The sequence below is a fragment of the Bacillus sp. FSL M7-0307 genome, from assembly GCF_038627835.1.
Lineage (GTDB): Bacteria > Bacillota > Bacilli > Bacillales > Bacillaceae > Bacillus > Bacillus altitudinis.
In genome coordinates, this window is sequence record NZ_CP152023.1 from 498,508 (window position 1) to 515,934 (window position 17,427).

The 17,427-nt window shown below is 41.2% G+C and carries 12 protein-coding genes and 1 riboswitch; all 12 genes read left to right on the top strand.

The window, feature by feature from the left end; all coding sequences use genetic code 11:
- Positions 1–89: 89 nt before the first annotated feature.
- The 12 genes from MHI41_RS02390 to MHI41_RS02445 all read left to right on the top strand — a co-directional run bounded on the left by MHI41_RS02390 (position 90) and on the right by MHI41_RS02445 (position 17,379).
- Positions 90–1,145: a tartrate dehydrogenase gene (locus MHI41_RS02390; RefSeq protein ID WP_065459876.1), complete on the top strand. Its 1,056-nt coding sequence runs from the start codon at positions 90–92 to the stop codon at positions 1,143–1,145.
- Between the two features lie 72 nt (positions 1,146–1,217).
- A complete protein-coding gene (locus MHI41_RS02395; protein ID WP_342494508.1) occupies positions 1,218–3,404 on the top strand; it encodes a DNA topoisomerase III in 2,187 nt (728 codons plus the stop codon).
- Between the two features lie 197 nt (positions 3,405–3,601).
- Positions 3,602–4,684, top strand: a complete 1,083-nt coding sequence (locus MHI41_RS02400; RefSeq protein WP_342494509.1) for a glycosyl hydrolase family 8 — start codon at positions 3,602–3,604, stop codon at positions 4,682–4,684.
- Positions 4,665–5,516: a GGDEF domain-containing protein gene (locus MHI41_RS02405; RefSeq protein WP_342494510.1), complete on the top strand. Its 852-nt coding sequence runs from the start codon at positions 4,665–4,667 to the stop codon at positions 5,514–5,516. The genes MHI41_RS02400 and MHI41_RS02405 overlap by 20 nt, the downstream gene beginning before the upstream one ends.
- Entirely contained in the window at positions 5,506–7,224 is a 1,719-nt protein-coding gene (locus MHI41_RS02410) for a DUF2334 domain-containing protein (RefSeq protein ID WP_342494511.1), read from the top strand. Before MHI41_RS02405 ends, MHI41_RS02410 begins: the two co-directional genes overlap by 11 nt.
- Positions 7,217–8,485: a glycosyltransferase family 2 protein gene (locus tag MHI41_RS02415; RefSeq protein ID WP_019743136.1), complete on the top strand. Its 1,269-nt coding sequence runs from the start codon at positions 7,217–7,219 to the stop codon at positions 8,483–8,485. Before MHI41_RS02410 ends, MHI41_RS02415 begins: the two co-directional genes overlap by 8 nt.
- A gap of 4 nt (positions 8,486–8,489) precedes the next feature.
- On the top strand, positions 8,490–10,571 hold the full coding sequence (locus MHI41_RS02420) for a cellulose biosynthesis cyclic di-GMP-binding regulatory protein BcsB (RefSeq protein ID WP_342494512.1): 2,082 nt from the start codon (positions 8,490–8,492) through the stop codon (positions 10,569–10,571).
- Between the two features lie 66 nt (positions 10,572–10,637).
- Positions 10,638–10,785: riboswitch (cyclic di-AMP (ydaO/yuaA leader) on the top strand.
- A gap of 113 nt (positions 10,786–10,898) precedes the next feature.
- Positions 10,899–12,725 (top strand): APC family permease, encoded by a 1,827-nt coding sequence (locus MHI41_RS02425; RefSeq protein WP_007498061.1) that lies wholly within the window; start codon positions 10,899–10,901, stop codon positions 12,723–12,725.
- Between the two features lie 70 nt (positions 12,726–12,795).
- Positions 12,796–14,517 carry a pyruvate oxidase gene (locus MHI41_RS02430; RefSeq protein WP_224559245.1) on the top strand — a complete coding sequence of 574 codons (1,722 nt, stop codon included), beginning with the start codon at positions 12,796–12,798 and terminating at the stop codon, positions 14,515–14,517.
- A gap of 193 nt (positions 14,518–14,710) precedes the next feature.
- Positions 14,711–16,351 (top strand): T7SS effector LXG polymorphic toxin, encoded by a 1,641-nt coding sequence (locus MHI41_RS02435; protein WP_282834142.1) that lies wholly within the window; start codon positions 14,711–14,713, stop codon positions 16,349–16,351.
- Between the two features lie 16 nt (positions 16,352–16,367).
- Positions 16,368–16,667, top strand: a complete 300-nt coding sequence (locus MHI41_RS02440) for a contact-dependent growth inhibition system immunity protein (protein WP_048002367.1) — start codon at positions 16,368–16,370, stop codon at positions 16,665–16,667.
- A gap of 502 nt (positions 16,668–17,169) precedes the next feature.
- Positions 17,170–17,379, top strand: a complete 210-nt coding sequence (locus tag MHI41_RS02445; RefSeq protein WP_282834119.1) for a hypothetical protein — start codon at positions 17,170–17,172, stop codon at positions 17,377–17,379.
- Positions 17,380–17,427 lie beyond the last annotated feature (48 nt).

Here is a 17,427-nt window from a genome sequence, read left to right on the forward strand (position 1 = left end):
CGTCTTTTTGTTTATTGAAAGAACATGAACTCTTTAGTAAACTCAATTTAATCGGTCGACGGTCGACCATTCATAAGGGGGAGAATACAATGAAACACTTTTCGATTGCGACCATACCTGGTGATGGGGTAGGAAAAGAAGTTGTACCAGAAGCAGTACGTGTTTTGAAAGCGATATCAGAGGTGCATGGCGGTCTGACTTTTTCTTTTCAGGATTTTCCGTGGAGCTGCGAATACTATTTAGAGCATGGCGAGATGATGCCAAAGGATGGATTGGAACAACTGAAAGCCTTTGACAGTATTTTCTTAGGGGCTGTCGGTGATGCCAACTTAGTGCCTGATCATATCTCGCTTTGGGGACTGCTCATAAAAATTAGACGGGAATTTGAACAGGTGATTAACGTAAGACCGGCAAAACAGCTAAAGGGCATCCGTTCTCCGCTTGCTCAGCCAAAAGATTTCGATCTACTAGTTGTAAGAGAAAATGGAGAAGGCGAATATAGTGAAATTGGGGGCCGGATTTATCAAGGGGAGGATCAGCTTGCGATTCAAAATGCCGTCTTCTCTAGAAAAGGGACAGAACGTGCGATGCGTTTTGCTTTTCAATTAGCAGAAAAGAGACGAAAGCATGTAACAAGTGCAACAAAGTCAAACGGCATCGTGCATACCATGCCATTTTGGGATGAAGTGTTTCAAGACGTCAAAAAGGACTACCCTAATGTGGCGGCAGATTCTCAGCACATTGATGCGCTCTCAGCCTTCTTTGTCACAAGACCAGAGAAATTCGATGTCATCGTAGCCAGCAATTTATTTGGTGACATTTTGACGGATCTTGGTGCCGCCATAATGGGTAGTATTGGCGTCGCACCAGCAGCCAATATCAATGTAAATGGCAAATATCCATCCATGTTTGAGCCAGTACATGGATCAGCACCAGATATCGCTGGAAAAGGGATCGCAAACCCTATCGGACAAATCTGGACCGCTAAACTCATGCTTGATCATTTCGGAGAGGAAGAATTAGGCACACACCTTCTCGATACGATTGAATCTGTCACAGCAGACGGCTTTTTAACGGCAGATATCGGCGGAGCTTATCAAACACAAGAGGTCACAAACGAAATCATTAAACGATTGAAGAAATAATCCGTCATTAGAACCGCATCTCCACGTCTGCTATAATAAAAGGATGGATAGAAGAAAGAGATGTGAAATCTAGTGTCAAAAACAGTTGTATTAGCAGAGAAACCTTCGGTAGGACGTGACCTTGCACGTGTGCTGAAGTGTCATAAAAAAGGAAATGGTTTCTTAGAAGGAGATCAATACATTGTCACGTGGGCGCTTGGCCACTTGGTGACACTGGCTGATCCAGAAGGCTACGGGAAAGAATTTCAATCCTGGCGTCTAGAGGATTTACCAATTATTCCAGAACCACTCAAGCTTGTCGTGATGAAAAAGACAGGGAAACAGTTCCAAGCGGTCAAAGCGCAGCTGGCGAGAAAAGATGTAAAAGACATTGTCATCGCAACAGATGCAGGACGCGAAGGGGAGCTTGTGGCAAGGTGGATTCTTGAAAAAGCCCATGTGAAAAAGCCTCTAAAACGTCTATGGATTTCGTCTGTTACAGACAAAGCCATTCAAGAAGGGTTCAAACGATTAAAAGACGGCAGAGAGTATGATAACCTGTATCGCTCGGCGGTTGCGCGTGCAGAGGCCGACTGGATTGTAGGGATCAACGCAACAAGAGCGCTGACAACGAAGTTCAATGCGCAGTTATCCTGTGGACGTGTGCAAACGCCAACGATTGCTATGATCGCCAAGCGAGATGAAGACATTCAGCAATTCCAGCCGAAGCCGTTCTTTGGGCTGACTGCACAAGTAGACGGACTGACGCTGACTTGGCAGGATGCAAAGACAAAACAAAACCGTACATTCCAAGAGGATGTAGTGAAGGAGCGCTTGGCAGCCTGTAAAGGAAAACCTGCAGTGATTGATGCACTGAAAAAAACAGCGAAAAAATCCTTTGCTCCAGGATTGTATGACCTGACAGAATTGCAGCGTGATGCCCATAAACGCTACGGTTTTTCAGCAAAAGAAACACTGTCTACACTTCAGCGTCTGTATGAACAGCATAAGCTTGTGACGTACCCGCGTACAGATTCACGTTTTATTTCGGCAGATATCGTTCCCACATTAAAAGATCGACTCAAAGGAATGAACGTTAGACCTTACGCGCAGCATGTGAATCGCATTCTACAATCAGGCATTAAAGCACATAAAGGCTTCGTCAACGATGCCAAAGTGTCAGATCACCATGCGATCATTCCAACCGAGGAAGAGCTGTATCCGGGTGCATTAAGTGATAAAGAGCGTAAATTATATGACCTCATTGCCAAACGATTCCTCGCTGTACTGATGACCCCTTTTGAATATGAGGAAACAACAGTGATCGCCAAGATCGGCAGTGAGACATTCACAGCGAAAGGAAAAATTGTGCAATCAGCCGGCTGGAAAGCCGTGTACGATGATTCCTATGAAGACGAGGAATCACCTGAAGCAGATCAGCACTTGCCGGCATTAACAGAGGGGCAGTCACTTGACGTACGCCAATTAAAAGAGACAAAAGGCGAAACGAAACCTCCTGCTCGTTTTAACGAAGCGACCCTTTTATCTGCCATGGAGAACCCGTCTGCATTTATGCAGAACAAGGAAAAGGACTTAGTGAAAACCCTTGGCGAAACGGGTGGATTGGGGACAGTGGCAACTCGAGCTGATATCATTGAGAAACTGTTTAACAGCTTCTTAATTGAGAAAAAAGGCAAAGACATCTTCATCACATCGAAAGGGAAGCAGCTGCTTTCTTTAGTACCTGAAGATTTAAAGTCACCTGCGTTAACAGCGGAATGGGAACAAAAGCTTTCTAAAATTGCGAAAGGCCAATTGAAAGCTTCTCAATTCATGAGTGAAATGAAGTCATATGCAAAACAAGCCGTATCTGAAATCAAACAAACGAACCAAACCTTTAAGCATGACAACATGACAGGCACACATTGTCCTGACTGCGGAAAACTCATGTTAAAAGTGAACGGGAAAAACGGCACCATGCTTGTTTGTCAGGATAGAGAATGCGGACATCGAAAAAATGTGGCAAAGAAAACAAATGCACGCTGCCCGAACTGTCATAAAAAGCTTGAGCTGCGCGGGGAAGGCGATGGCAAAATATTTGCCTGTGTTTGTGGTCATAGAGAGAAACTGTCTGTTTTCGAAAAACGCAAATCACAATCCAATCAAAAACGAGCCAGTAAGCACGATGTGTCCAAATATATGAAGAAACAAAAGAAAGTGGAAGAACCAATCAATAACGCACTTGCAGAACAATTGAAGAAACTAAAATTAGATCAATAGTTGTGTAAAAACCCATGTGAATTCGCATGGGTTTTTTGTTTGTTCGAGTATTTTGACATGTTGTTTTTCTGTAAATGGGAATATGTAAGCGAAAAGACTCGTAATTTGGTATAAAATATTTATTTTCATTTAAACAGAAACGCTCTATAATAAATCGTTAGATGCTTAGAGAGAACAAGGATTGAAAGGGGACACGAATGGATACACCCATACATCGTACAGCTATCGCTATACTCATTGTCATTCTACTAGGTGGATGTACCTGGAAACAGCAGCAACATTCAGCTCAACCAGAACCTGCAAAGCCAGTATTGTCAGGAGAGTACTTTATGACTCACCACTTAATGACAGACCAAGGCATGATTCGAACCTCGCTTGCGGAACAGCCTACTTACTTATCAGAATCGCTCGGACTTTGGATGGATTATCTTGTTAGAAAAAAAGATCAAACATCTTTTGATCAACAGGTAGACGTCCTGCGCACTCAATTCTTACTGGAACATGATCTTCTTAGCTGGCAAATCGAATCTCATCAAAAAAGCAAAGTCAATGCTTTAGTCGATGACTTACGTGTAGTAACAGCGCTTCAAAAAGCAGATCAATTGTGGCAGAAGTCAGTGTATCAAACCACAGCCAAAAAAATCGCAAAAGCGTTAAAAGACAAAAACATGTTCAAGGGTATGTTGACCGACTATTATGATGCATCGACAAAGCAAACTTCACACACAATCACACTTTCATATCTTGACCCAAAAGCAATCAAAGAACTAGTATCCCTCCACCTATTCACAGAACAAATGATGAACAACCAATTGGCCATTCTACAAAATGCACCGAGACAAAAAGGATTTTTTCCAAAATCCTATGACATAGTGAAGAAAGTCTACTCATTTGATCAGGAAATCAACTTGATCGACCAGCTTTATACGGCTCTTTATGCTGAACGTGCACAGGTTGATACATCAGTCATCATGAAATGGCTGAAAACCAACTTCCAAAAGGAAGGAAAACTGTACGGACGATATAAGCTGAGCACATTGCAGCCAGCAGTGACGTATGAATCGCCTTCAGTCTATGCACTGGTGATCTTATATGCACTCAAACAAGGAGAAGATGATTTTGCAAAAGACGTCTATCACCGAATGAAAGAGCTGCAAATCCAAGATCCTCTCAAGCCTTATTACGGAGGCTATATGAACGAAAAAGATACACACTCATTTGATAATTTATTGCCTCTAATTGCAGAAAGGGAGCTTCTAAATGAAAAGGTTATTCAGTAACACCTATCGCACGTATTTTACGCTGCTCCTCACGTTTGCGGGACTCATTTTATTTATGGGCTACTTGAATGGACGTGATGCGGAGAGTGTCATGATCATCACACTCACATTTGTCGTGATAGGATGCGGCATTTTATTTGGTATTTTGCCAGCATTGGTTTTTACTTTGTTGATTTTGTTCTTTATAGGAAGCGGGATGTTCTTTACAGAGCTTGGTCACACAAATTCACTCTTTTCTAATCAAACGTTGCAAGATGTCGTGATATGGGGCGTGGCGCTTCTCTTTTTTGCTATTTCTGCTGGAAACGTGCATGAGCGAATAAAAACGATGCGTTACACCATTGAACAACAAAAGAGGGCCATCAAACAATTTGTAGCGATTGACTCAACCACAGGCTTTGACAATGCAGAGCGGATGAGGCTCGAATTGTCTGAGGAAATGAAACGAGCAGAACGATACAAACAGCCATTCGTCTTTATCCTTCTTCATATGCACTACTCATCGGAATTCAAAACATTATATGGAGAAAAAGAAATGCAGCATCTTTTCCAGCAACTCAGTATGAAGATTCGCGAAAGTGTGAGAGAAACCGATAAGAAATTTCGATTATCCGAAGAACGAATCGGGCTGCTGCTCACTCACACACCTGCAGAAAACGTCTCGATCGTTCTTGAAAAGCTAAAGGATAAACTGCAAACGCATGTCCTGCTAAATGGTCGTGAAGTGACCTTAACTTTTCATGTCTGTCATTTAACAAGCAGCTCTGATTATCGGACACCAGAGCAATTTTTAGAAGAACTAGAAAACGAGATGATGATGAATGAACTTTAATGTTTTGACGAAATGTTGTTTGTTATTCGTTCTTTTCTCTATGCTTTCGATCAAAGACAGTACATCAGCCGGTGCACTTGAGAAAGAGTCCAGGACCCTCATCGTCTATTCCACACAATCAGGTGAGGCAACTCCAACTGTTCATATGCTTGATGTACTTGTGGGGCATTTTTCCACACGAACGACCATTTTATCTGATGAACAAATAACTGAAAAGAACCTCAATGACTTTCAGCAAGTTATCTATATAGGTGAAGAAAAGAGAACGTTGAAAGCACAAACCGTACGTCTCATAAACGAATCAAAACGTTTAATCGCAATAGGATACAATGCGGAACAGCTTCGCCCATTCTCCAAGCTTACTTTTCACAAACAAGATCACATCAGTCAAATCAAAGATACTGATGATCAAGAATACCGTCAGCTAGAGAGAGGAATCACAGCTCAGGCGGTTCAAGGGACAGATCTGCAACGTAAATTCTTAATGAAGAAAAATCAAGCTGAGCAGCCATTTGTGATTCAAACAAAAGAAGGTGCGGCATATATCGGAATGCTAAATATGCTTCAGCACGACAAGCTTCTTGCAGAGGTGCTTGAAAGTCTTCTCCTGCCGGCTTCTAGTCAGACGAAGACAAAGTACTTACAGCTTGGGAAGATTAACCCCGTCACGGATGAGAAGAAGTTACTTGAACTTGGGCGATACGTAACAGCTCGCCATATCCCTTTTCTGCTGGCGGTGACCCCTATATGGATTGATCCAGCAACAGGGGATGAAGTGACGCTGAGTGACCGGCCTAAACTTGTCCACGTGTTAAAACAATTGCAAAGCAATGGAGCTAGTGTCGTTCTTCATGGGTTTAGCCGTACGTATCGAACGGAGGAGTCGGGTAAAGGCTTTGAATTTTGGGATGTAAAGTACGATCAGCCCGTTACGTCAAATGAACCAGAGAAAGCTGATCAGCAGCTGAACAAAAGCTTTTTTCCGAATGAAAAAGATTTTAATGCGTATATCAAATCCAATCAACATCAAGAAGCCATCTATACAGAAGAAAAGCTGACAAAAGGCATTGAACTGCTCGCGCAGCAGGGATTATACCCGCTTGCATTTGAAGTACCAAATGACGCCATATCCCTGCAAGGCTATGAAGTGATTTCCCACCATGTGTCCAGTCTATTTGGACAGGTGCAGCTCTCAGACCGTACATGGAAAACAAGAAGTGCATCACCGTTTTTGTCGACACCCGCCATGCTTCATGGCATGACTTTATATCCTGAACAGTCTATAGATACAGCGTCTGACCAAGAAGGTGCAAACATACTGGCTGAGCAGACAATTCAATCCATGCAGCATATCCAATCCGCCGCCATTGGGCTGTCCTATGATGTGGAAGCGGGGATAGATGGGCTGCAAGAGTTAATCACACAAATGGATGCGATCCCTTCTAGTGAATGGCTAGATTTAAAGAAAACAAAACAGACTGTTCAAACTCAGAATGTCCAGATCAAAACAACAGGAAATGGACATATTCAAATAGAGCAATCCAATATAGCTGAACCAAAAACAAACAAACGAAGCGGGATGGAAAATATGCTTCGAATGCTCACAATGGTGGTGCTGCTCTTTATTGTGGCATTTGCTTTTTACACATTGTATTTAAGGCTGACGATGAAAAAACGGATCTTTAAGGAGAGAAAATCAGGTGGCTGATATCTTATTTTACCTATCATTAATACTGATTTGGATCATGCTCCTATATCATATGTTTCTGATGCAGGGAGGCTTTCAGCACTATTTAACTTACGAAAAAGTGCTGCCTAAATGGACGAAACAAGGGAAAGATCTGCCGACCGTCAGCATTCTCATTCCAGCACATAATGAAGAAGTGGTCATTCGGCAGACGCTAAAAGCCATGGTCCAGTTATCCTATCCCAAACACCTTCTTGAAATCATTGTGATTAATGACAATTCCTCTGATTGTACAGGGGAGATTGTGCAATCATTTAGTGAGCAATACGATCATGTTCATATGATTGAAACAAAGCCGCCATTTGCAGGGAAGGGGAAATCTACTGCACTGAATGAAGGCTTAAAGGCTTCGACAGGAGACGTTATTTGTGTATACGATGCAGATAATATGCCTGAAAAGAAAGCCGTCTACCATTTGGTTCTTGGATTATTGAATGATCCTAAAGCAGGTGCTGTTGTCGGGAAATTCAGGGTCATTAATGCAGCCAAAAACCTCCTGACAAAATTCATTAACATAGAAACGATCTGCTTCCAGTGGATGGCGCAAGGCGGGAGATGGAAATGGTTTGGCATTGCGACAATACCAGGCACCAACTTTGCGATCCGCCGGCACATTTTAGAAGAGCTTGGCGGCTGGGATGTCCATGCACTAGCTGAAGACACTGAATTAACGATTCGTGTGTATAACCTTGGCTATGTGATTCGGTTCTTTCCTGCTGCGATTACATGGGAACAAGAGCCTGAAACATGGAAAGTCTGGTGGCGGCAGAGAACACGCTGGGCTAGAGGCAACCAATATGTTGTGCTTAAATTTTTAAGGCAGTTTATGAAATTAAAACGAAAACGAATGATTTTCGATTTATTTTATTTTTTCTTTACGTATTTCTTATTTTTCTTTGGTGTACTGCTCTCCAATGGCATTTTTATCGTAAACTTATTCGTTGATCTTCACTTATCTGTGGGAGCTGTGGCACTCATTCTATGGGGCTTAGCCTTCTTCCTCTTTTTAACAGAAGTGATGATTACGTTAAGCATAGAGAAAACAGAGCTGACCAAACAAAACATTCTCATTGTGATTCTCATGTACTTTACCTATTCCCAAGTATGGATTGCGCTTGTTGTGTACTCCTTATGTGTAGAGGCGAAAAGCCGATTATTGAAACAAGAAGTGAAATGGTACAAAACCGAGCGTTACAATCAACAACAAAAGAAAAGCGGGTGACATATTGAAATCGTTAAAATGGTTGATTTATATATTAGGATTATCCTTAGCGATCCAGCCTTTTTTCATGGCAGGTCAAGCAATGGCGCAATCCAACCGAGTTCAAGTCAAAGATGATTGGGTTCATTCTTCAAAAGAAAGCAAAACAAAAACGCAGCATCTATCAGAAGACGTAGTGACCTTATATGGACAAGAAGACCGCACTGAATTTACCTATCAAGTGGATCAGGAAAAAACAGAGTCAAGCACATTGACGTTAAATATAGAGGCTTCACCATTATTGATTTCACCTTCTTCATTCACTGTTATGATTGATGGAGAGATCGAAAAGACCATCCCTGTATCAGGGAAAAACCAGAAGAAGTCGATTCAAATCAAGTTGAACAAAGCACAATTGAAAAAAGGTACTCATCGCATTCAGGTCACATTTTATGGTGTTTTAAAAGAAGGCGTGTGTATCAACCAAGAGACACCTGCCAATTGGCTAAAAGTGTATCCTGAAAGTGAACTTGTATTCAAAGGAATTCAAAAGAAAGACCTCGCATTAGACAACTTTCCATCACCTTTTATTCAAACGGGTGATCAGAAAGAACAGACAGACATTGTCATTCCTAATTCACCGGATGGAGCTGAATTAGAAGCAGCCATCAAAGTATACCGTACGTTGAAAAACAAAGATCGCCAAAAAGAGATCAAACTTATCCAAGAAAAGGACATCAAGCAAGTGACGCACCCAACGATTGCTGTGGGAGCTAAAGGAAGCTGGGATGGACGATTGAAAACGATTGAACAAGCTGCAGGAATTAAAACAAAAAGCAGTCATCTTACGTTAGCGATGAGAACTTTGACAGCAAAGAAAACAGAACAGCCTATTTTATTTGTGACAGCGGAAAAACCTGTGACAATTGCTGAAAAAATCAATGTTCTGACTCAGTCAGAATTAACGGGTCAACTGACTGGAACGGACTTACTGATTCAAAAGACTGCAGCTCAAACGTCTAAACCATCTCACAAGATTCCTTTGAAAGATTTTGGCGGAGATGATGTCACGGTTGGGACCAACAAGACGGCATCCGACCACTACTATTATCCGAAAGCGCTACTGGCTAACCAAAAATCAGGTGCAAAGCTCAATCTTTCATTCAAAAAATCTGATACAGCAGCAAGCAAAACAGAACGGTTAACTGTTATGATCAATGACGAACCGCACGACGTACCTTTAACAAAACTAGGCAACAAAGATGCGAATGGATTCTATCATGTCTCGATTCCAGTAGATTCAAAGGTACTTCAAAAAAATGAATATATTGATTTGCAATTTGTCACAAGTGGTTTTAAAAACATGGAATCCTGCAGACATACGGATGAAGAAGGCTGGATATTCATTGACAAAAATAGCACTTTACAAATACCAGAAGGAACAACGAGTGAAAAGCCAGATTTAGCCGCATGGCCGCTCCCGTTCACGTCGAAAAATACATTGATCATCATACCAGATCAAATCAAACGTGAAACAATCAATCAAATGGCCATGTTGACGGAATCTTTTAGTCAGCCAGAAGTAGCTCAATATCATTTAATGAAAGCTTCTCAAGTCACAAATGAACAATTGAAAAATCACCCTCTCATTTTCATCGGAGGCATTCAAACATTCTCTCTTCTGAAAGAAAACGCAGCCGATCTCGTTGTTCCGGTGAAAAAGGATCAGTATGATGTATCTTCTTTCGGCATGATCAACGAAACAACGGCTCGAATTGTATGGACACAGCCATCTGTTTGGAATAAAGAACAGACAATGACAGTCTTTTCAGGAATGACTGCAGCTGAAGCTAACGTGTCAAATGAAGTGATGCAATTTCTTCAAACAAATACAGAAAAAGCAACAGTTGCAATAGAGAGTAAAAACAAAGGCGTGTTTTCTAATCATCAATCCGTCAGCAGCACATCGAGCAGTCTGAAAACAAGTGAAAAACAAAGCAGCAGCGAGTCTTGGATTTACTTTGCGTGTATCGCTGCACTCATCCTTTTTGTGCTTGTGATGATTGTCTATTTCGTACGAAAAAACCGTAAAAAGACTGAGTTCTAAACGATCAAAAGACCTTGAAAAAATCTCTTTACTTTGGTGTCAAACGGGAGTATGATCTCTTTTATAAAAGACCAATCGCTGAATCATTTCGATGAGCGGGGGAACCAATTGTGGTGGTATAAAACACCACGTGGGGTGAATCCTTTTAAGGTAGGGCAAAATCTCATGCGCCCGAATCCGTCAGCTAACCTCGTAAGCGTTAAAGAGAGCAAAGACCAACCTGTGATCTAAACAATAGGCACAGGGGCATTCTATTGCCTCTGTGTCTTTTTGGCGATCCAAAATTTTGTAACTCAAATCGTTTGACACTAAAGGAGCGGGCAACACATGTACAGTTTGATGAAGCGTATTTTAATTGGTAAACCATTAAAATCACAGGCAGCAGGAGAACAAAAACTATCAAAAATCAAAGCTTTGGCATTATTGTCATCAGACGCATTGTCGTCAGTCGCATACGGTACAGAACAAATCTTGATTGTTCTATCAGTTGTCAGTGCGGCAGCGTTTTGGTACTCACTCCCGATTGCAGGTTGTGTATTAATTCTTTTAATGGCGTTAATTCTATCTTACCGCCAGATTATTTATGCTTATCCAGAAGGCGGCGGGGCGTATGTCGTCTCCAGCAGAAACTTAGGTGAAAAACCAGGGCTGGTTGCTGGTGGATCATTACTCGTCGATTACATTTTAACCGTAGCAGTGAGCATTTCTGCTGGGACCGATGCGATCACATCGGCTTTTCCAGCTCTATATCCATATCATGTCATGATTTCAATCGTATTAGTTCTAGTGATTATGGTGTTAAACCTTCGTGGACTGACAGAGTCGGCATCTATTTTGGCTTATCCTGTGTACCTATTTGTCTTTTCATTGCTCATTTTAATTGGAGTGGGCGGGTTTAAACTATTAACAGGGCAAGTGCCGCCAGCACCTGAACATACAGCATTTGGCACACATGTATCAGGCATCACGTTATTTCTTTTATTAAAGGCATTTTCGTCTGGCTGTTCTGCTTTAACTGGTGTTGAAGCGATTTCTAATACAATTCCATCCTTTAAAAAACCAGCTGCACAAAATGCAGCGAGAACTTTATTGATGATGGGGGGATTACTGGCCGTTCTATTTGTAGGAGTGACATTGCTTGCGTTTGGTTTTGGCATCTCGCCAAAGCCAGAAGAAACGGTTGTGTCACAAATTGCATCAGACACATTTGGACGGACATTTTTCTACTATGTCATTCAGGCTGTCACAGCTTTAATTTTAATATTAGCGGCAAACACAGGCTTTTCAGCTTTTCCATTATTGGCTGTCAACTTAGCAAAAGATAAATATATGCCGCGCATGTTTACAGTGAGAGGAGATCGGCTTGGTTATTCCAATGGTATTATCTTTTTAGGTGTAGCTTCTATGCTGCTCATTTGGCTATTTGATGGGAAAACGGAACACCTCATTCCACTTTATGCTGTCGGTGTGTTTATTCCATTTACCTTGTCTCAGACAGGTATGTGTGTAAAGTGGATTCGTGAAAAACCACAGGGATGGAAAGTGAAAATGCCTATCAATATCGTGGGAGCACTTATTTCATTTACGGTTTTCATGATTCTCATTTTGACCAAGTTTCACCTTGTATGGCCAGTATTTGTTTTCATGCCAATTGTTCTATTTATTTTTCATTCTATTAAGAAACATTATCTGTCTGTTGGAGAACAATTGCGTTTATTGAATGAAACCGAGCCTGTCGAAATCAAAGGAAATGTGGTCATCGTCCCAATAGCAGGTGTCACACGTGTCGTCGAACAATCTGTGCAATATGCAAAATCCTTATCAGACCAGGTCATAGCGGTTCATGTATCGTTTGATAAAGAGAAAGACAAGAAAATTGAAGCTGATTGGGAAAAGCTGAATAGTGATGTGCGTCTTGTGATTTTACATTCGTCTTATCGAAGTCTCATTCACCCGCTTGATAAATTTCTTGAAACGATTGAAGCGAAAGCAAATGCACATCAATATAGAGTGATGGTGCTCGTCCCTCAATTTATTCCGAAAAAAAGATGGCACACCATTTTGCATAATCAATCTGCTTTCTTATTAAGATTCCGTTTATTATGGAAACGGGATATTGTTGTCGCCACTCTTCCATATCACTTTAAAAAGTAGCAAGAGCAAGTTGAAACGTTTGATCAAAAGGGTGCGGTGGTATGGAGTAAGAAAAAAGGAGTTTTCTCACATGCCGCAAAGAACCGCAGGAAAAGAAGTAACAGCGCTACTGGAAGAGTGGGGCGTGAAACATATTTATGGAATGCCCGGCGACAGTATTAACGAATTAATCGAAGAACTAAGGCATGAATCAAGCAAAATTCAATTTATACAAACAAGACATGAAGAAGTGGCAGCACTTTCAGCAGCAGCTGATGCGAAACTAACAGGCAAACTTGGTGTTTGTTTATCAATTGCTGGGCCAGGTGCTGTCCACTTATTAAATGGACTATACGATGCAAAAGCGGATGGTGCACCTGTATTAGCGATTGCAGGGCAGGTTGCCTCAACTGAAGTAGGCAGAGATGCATTTCAAGAAATCAAATTAGAGCGGATGTTTGACGATGTTGCTGTCTTTAATCAGCAAGTACAAACAGCAGAAGCTCTGCCTGACTTATTGAATCAAGCCATCAAAGCTGCTTATACCCATAAAGGGGTGGCGGTTCTCACTGTCTCAGATGATTTATTTTCTCAGAAAATTAAGCGGAGTCCCGTTTATACATCTCCTCTTTACGTAGAGGGAGACGTGCGGCCCAAGAAAGATCAACTGCTAAAGGCTGCTCAACTCATTAACAATGCGAAGAAGCCAGTCATCTTAGCAGGAAAAGGATTAAGAAATGCAAAAGAAGAGCTTCTTTCGTTTGCAGAAAAGGCAGCTGCACCGATCGTCATTACACTTCCTGCAAAAGGTGTTGTTCCAGACAGGCATCCATACTTTTTAGGGAACCTAGGTCAGATCGGGACGAAGCCTGCATATGAAGCGATGGAAGAGTGCGATTTATTAATCATGCTTGGAACCTCCTTCCCATATAGGGATTACTTACCGGAAGACACACCTGCCATTCAATTGGATATCAAACCGGATCAGATAGGTAAAAGATATCCAGTAGAAGTGGGGATTGTAAGTGACAGTAAAAATGGTCTTCATGAACTAACCTCTTATATTGAATATAAAGAGCAGCGCGGTTTCCTTGAAGCTTGTACAGAGCATATGATGAAGTGGCGAGAAGAAATGGATAAGGAAAAATCTATTGCCACATCACCGCTTAAACCGCAGCAAGTCATCGCTAGATTAGAAGAAGCGGTAGATGATGATGCCATTCTTTCAGTTGATGTCGGTAATGTGACGGTATGGATGGCACGTCATTTCGAAATGAAACAGCAGGATTTCATTATTTCCAGCTGGCTTGCCACAATGGGCTGTGGTTTACCTGGCGCAATATCAGCTAAATTAAACGAACCAAACCGCCAAGCCATTGCTGTCTGTGGTGATGGAGGCTTCACAATGGTGATGCAAGATTTTGTGACGGCGGTAAAATATAAACTGCCAATTGTCGTTGTGATCTTAAACAACAACAACCTTGGTATGATTGAATATGAACAACAGGTAAAAGGCAACATCAACTATGGTATAGAGCTGGAAGATATTGATTTTGCAAAATTTGCAGAGGCATGCGGCGGTAAAGGAATCTCGGTGTCATCACATGAAGAACTAGCACCAGCCTTTGATCAAGCACTTCAAGCTGATAAACCTGTGATCATTGATGTTGCGGTGACCAATGAACCACCGTTACCTGGTAAAATCACATACACACAAGCAGCAGGCTTTAGTAAATATTTATTGAAAAAATTCTTTGAAAAAGGTGAGCTGGATATCCCTCCACTCAAGAAAAGCCTCAAACGCTTTTTCTAAACAGCAGGTAGTCGGTCCTCCAATTAGGGGGACTGACTTTTTTGTTGAACAAGGAAAAACATTTCAATTGTCACTTGTTTTCTTTTGTATAAAAATATACAGACTGGATTTTTGTAACTTAAAGCCTATTTTTCCAATTCGATGAGAAAGGTAAAATAGACTTTATGATCAATAATGGAGGGAGTGGATTTTTCTGGGTAAGATACTTGATGCAAAAGCACTAACCAGTGCCATGGATACAAGGGCGAAACACTATCAGGCACTCCGTGAAGAAATGGTTGATTTAAAAAAAGCGCTACAGGGCGTGGCGAATCTAGGTGATGACTTTACTGGAAAAGGTGCCGATAATATTAAAAGCTTCTACAAAGAACTCGCCGGAAATGTGGACATGTTCATCAGCTTTATTGATAAGCAAAAAGCCTTTCATGAAGGTGTTTCTGGAACGCTTGATGATACAAACTTTGGCGGCGATACCTTTGTAGAAGAACACTTTTTAGACAACGCTGTACATATGGGCATCAAAAACGCCAAAAGCATTGTAAAGGATCAAAAAAAAGCACTCAAAACGATTTTTCAAGATATTGATGACCTCATTTCTCTGGAGGTATTTGATAGTAAAACCTTTGACGAAAAGATTGCAGATGCGGAAGATGAACGCAAGAAAACGGTTAAAGATTTAATAGAACTTGATCAAAATCTAAAAGATGAATATGCTTTGTCAGAGACGGAGCAGCAGGCTACAATGGCATTGTACGCAGAAATGATGAATGCGACAAATGACGGAAAATCCATTTCGCCTATGAATTTTGACAAGAAAGCGTATCAAAATAGCGAAATCTACAAGGCAAAAAGCGATATTGAGAAGCAAACTTCTGAATATTTAAAAATCAAAAAAGATCAAGAAGAAGCCCGCGAGATCGCAAAGGAACAAGAAGCACTAGCCAACCGTCCTTGGTATGAAAAAGCTCTTAATTACGGCGGGAATATCGTTAATGAGCTGACAGGCGTGAACGATGCAAAACGTGCCGCAACAGGTGTCGATCCGATCACAGGAGAAGAACTCACCGCAGGCCAACGAGTCGCCGCAGGCGGCATGGCAGCAGCAGGCTACATCCCGATTGTCGGCTGGGCAGGACGCATTTTCAAAGGCGGTAAAGCCGTTTATAAAACGACTCAAGCCACGTCAGCCGCAGTCAGAGCCGTCGACATTTACAAGACATCACAGAAGTCTTTCGATGCGTTGAAAACATCACAAAAAGGCTTATACGGTCTTACTGCGACCAACGGCTTCAGCGAAGCGATTACGGGTCGAGACATGTTTGGAAATAAAGTCTCGAAAGAACAGCAGGAAGCGAGTATGAATGCGGCTCTGGGGATGCTTTTACCGTTTGGTGCAAAAGGGTTTCATGGTAAGATGGGAATCAAGAAAGGTGAGAAAAATCCTTTATCTCCAGGTAATGGATTAGCTACACATGAATCCAGAGGTGGGCACTTAATAGAGAGGCATGTTGGGAAAACAGATGAAGAACTATTAGAAAGGCTGAAAAGTAATCCTAAAATCACGGGTTCTTCTACTTTTAACGATAGAATGACAGCAGAAAGAGTTGCTGATTCAGTTCTGGGTGATCCTAAGAGTGTTGATAAAATACAAAAGTGGTTATCCGACCCCAACAGTAGACCTACATTACCATTAAAATATAAGGGTGATGGAGAGGTAATTGGAAGAAGTGTTTCGAGAAATTCAGAAGTAGTTGAGAATGTTACAAATGCAAAAATTATACTGAAAAAAGATGAGAATGGTGGTTTTATTTTAACAGGATACCCTGTTAAATAGAAAGAAGGATGATAAAATGAATGAGAGTTACAGTTATTTAGAGGAGTTAGAAGATTTTTTAGGTGGGACATTTCATCAGGATATCGATTCACCAGAAGAAGCGTTAGAGGAGTTTATTCATGAAGCTACTAAAGAATGTCTGCTATCTACTATAAAGGATTGTCAGGATTTTTTGAATGGTACTTTAACAATTGAAGAAAAAGAAAGTTTTATCGAAAATAATGCAGAAATCTATTTTCCGGCGATCTCATTAAACCCTATACAGTGGTTTAATAAAATAATAGAGGAAATGAAAGAAGCAGTGAAAGTGAAGTAACAAAATGATCCTTGATCGGCCAATGCCTTTCAAGGATCATTTTGTGTATATTGGCCTTCATACCGAGAAAAAGCCGACAAAAAGGGGGATAAAATGGGGACCTTTTTTCCTGTGTGAATCATTGTATGATTAAGACAAGCAAAACGAATATTTTGTCCAGAAGGAAGAACCTGCGGACGCTGATCATTGAGCACTCTAAGAGCCTTGGTTGGTGTCCGCTTTTTTTATTGGGAGACGCGCCTTTCCCGTATCAATGGCGTATCTGGATACGGAACAAAGGTGTTGAGGATTGTGGCCATACGAGAGGGACATTCTGAGCCCGGATAGCAGCTATCTGCGGTGGCCATATCGAGGACAGTTTTTCATTATATTTGATGATTGACTGTACTTGGCATCCTCTCGGAGTGTAGTCATCATTGCAAAATCTATTTAAGTGAATAGCGTAAGTTGGTGTTAAATATAAATAAGTGGAAAGGGTTATTCTCAGCATGCTTTGGAAAGAATGGCACCTGATAGTCCTGAAGTAAAAGCTACTTTAACAAGTAGAGCAATTAAAAAAGCTGAAGAATTAGGGTTTAAACCACAAACAAAAGAATTTAGTGATTTTATCAAAAAATATGTTGATTCAAGAAATATTCCACCTTCAGTTATTGAAGACGCTATAATGAATACGAAAAAGATACCCGGTAATAGATGGAACGTTTGTTCATGAAACACTGGATGTTAAAGTTATTATAAATGAAGCAGGCGATGTTATCAC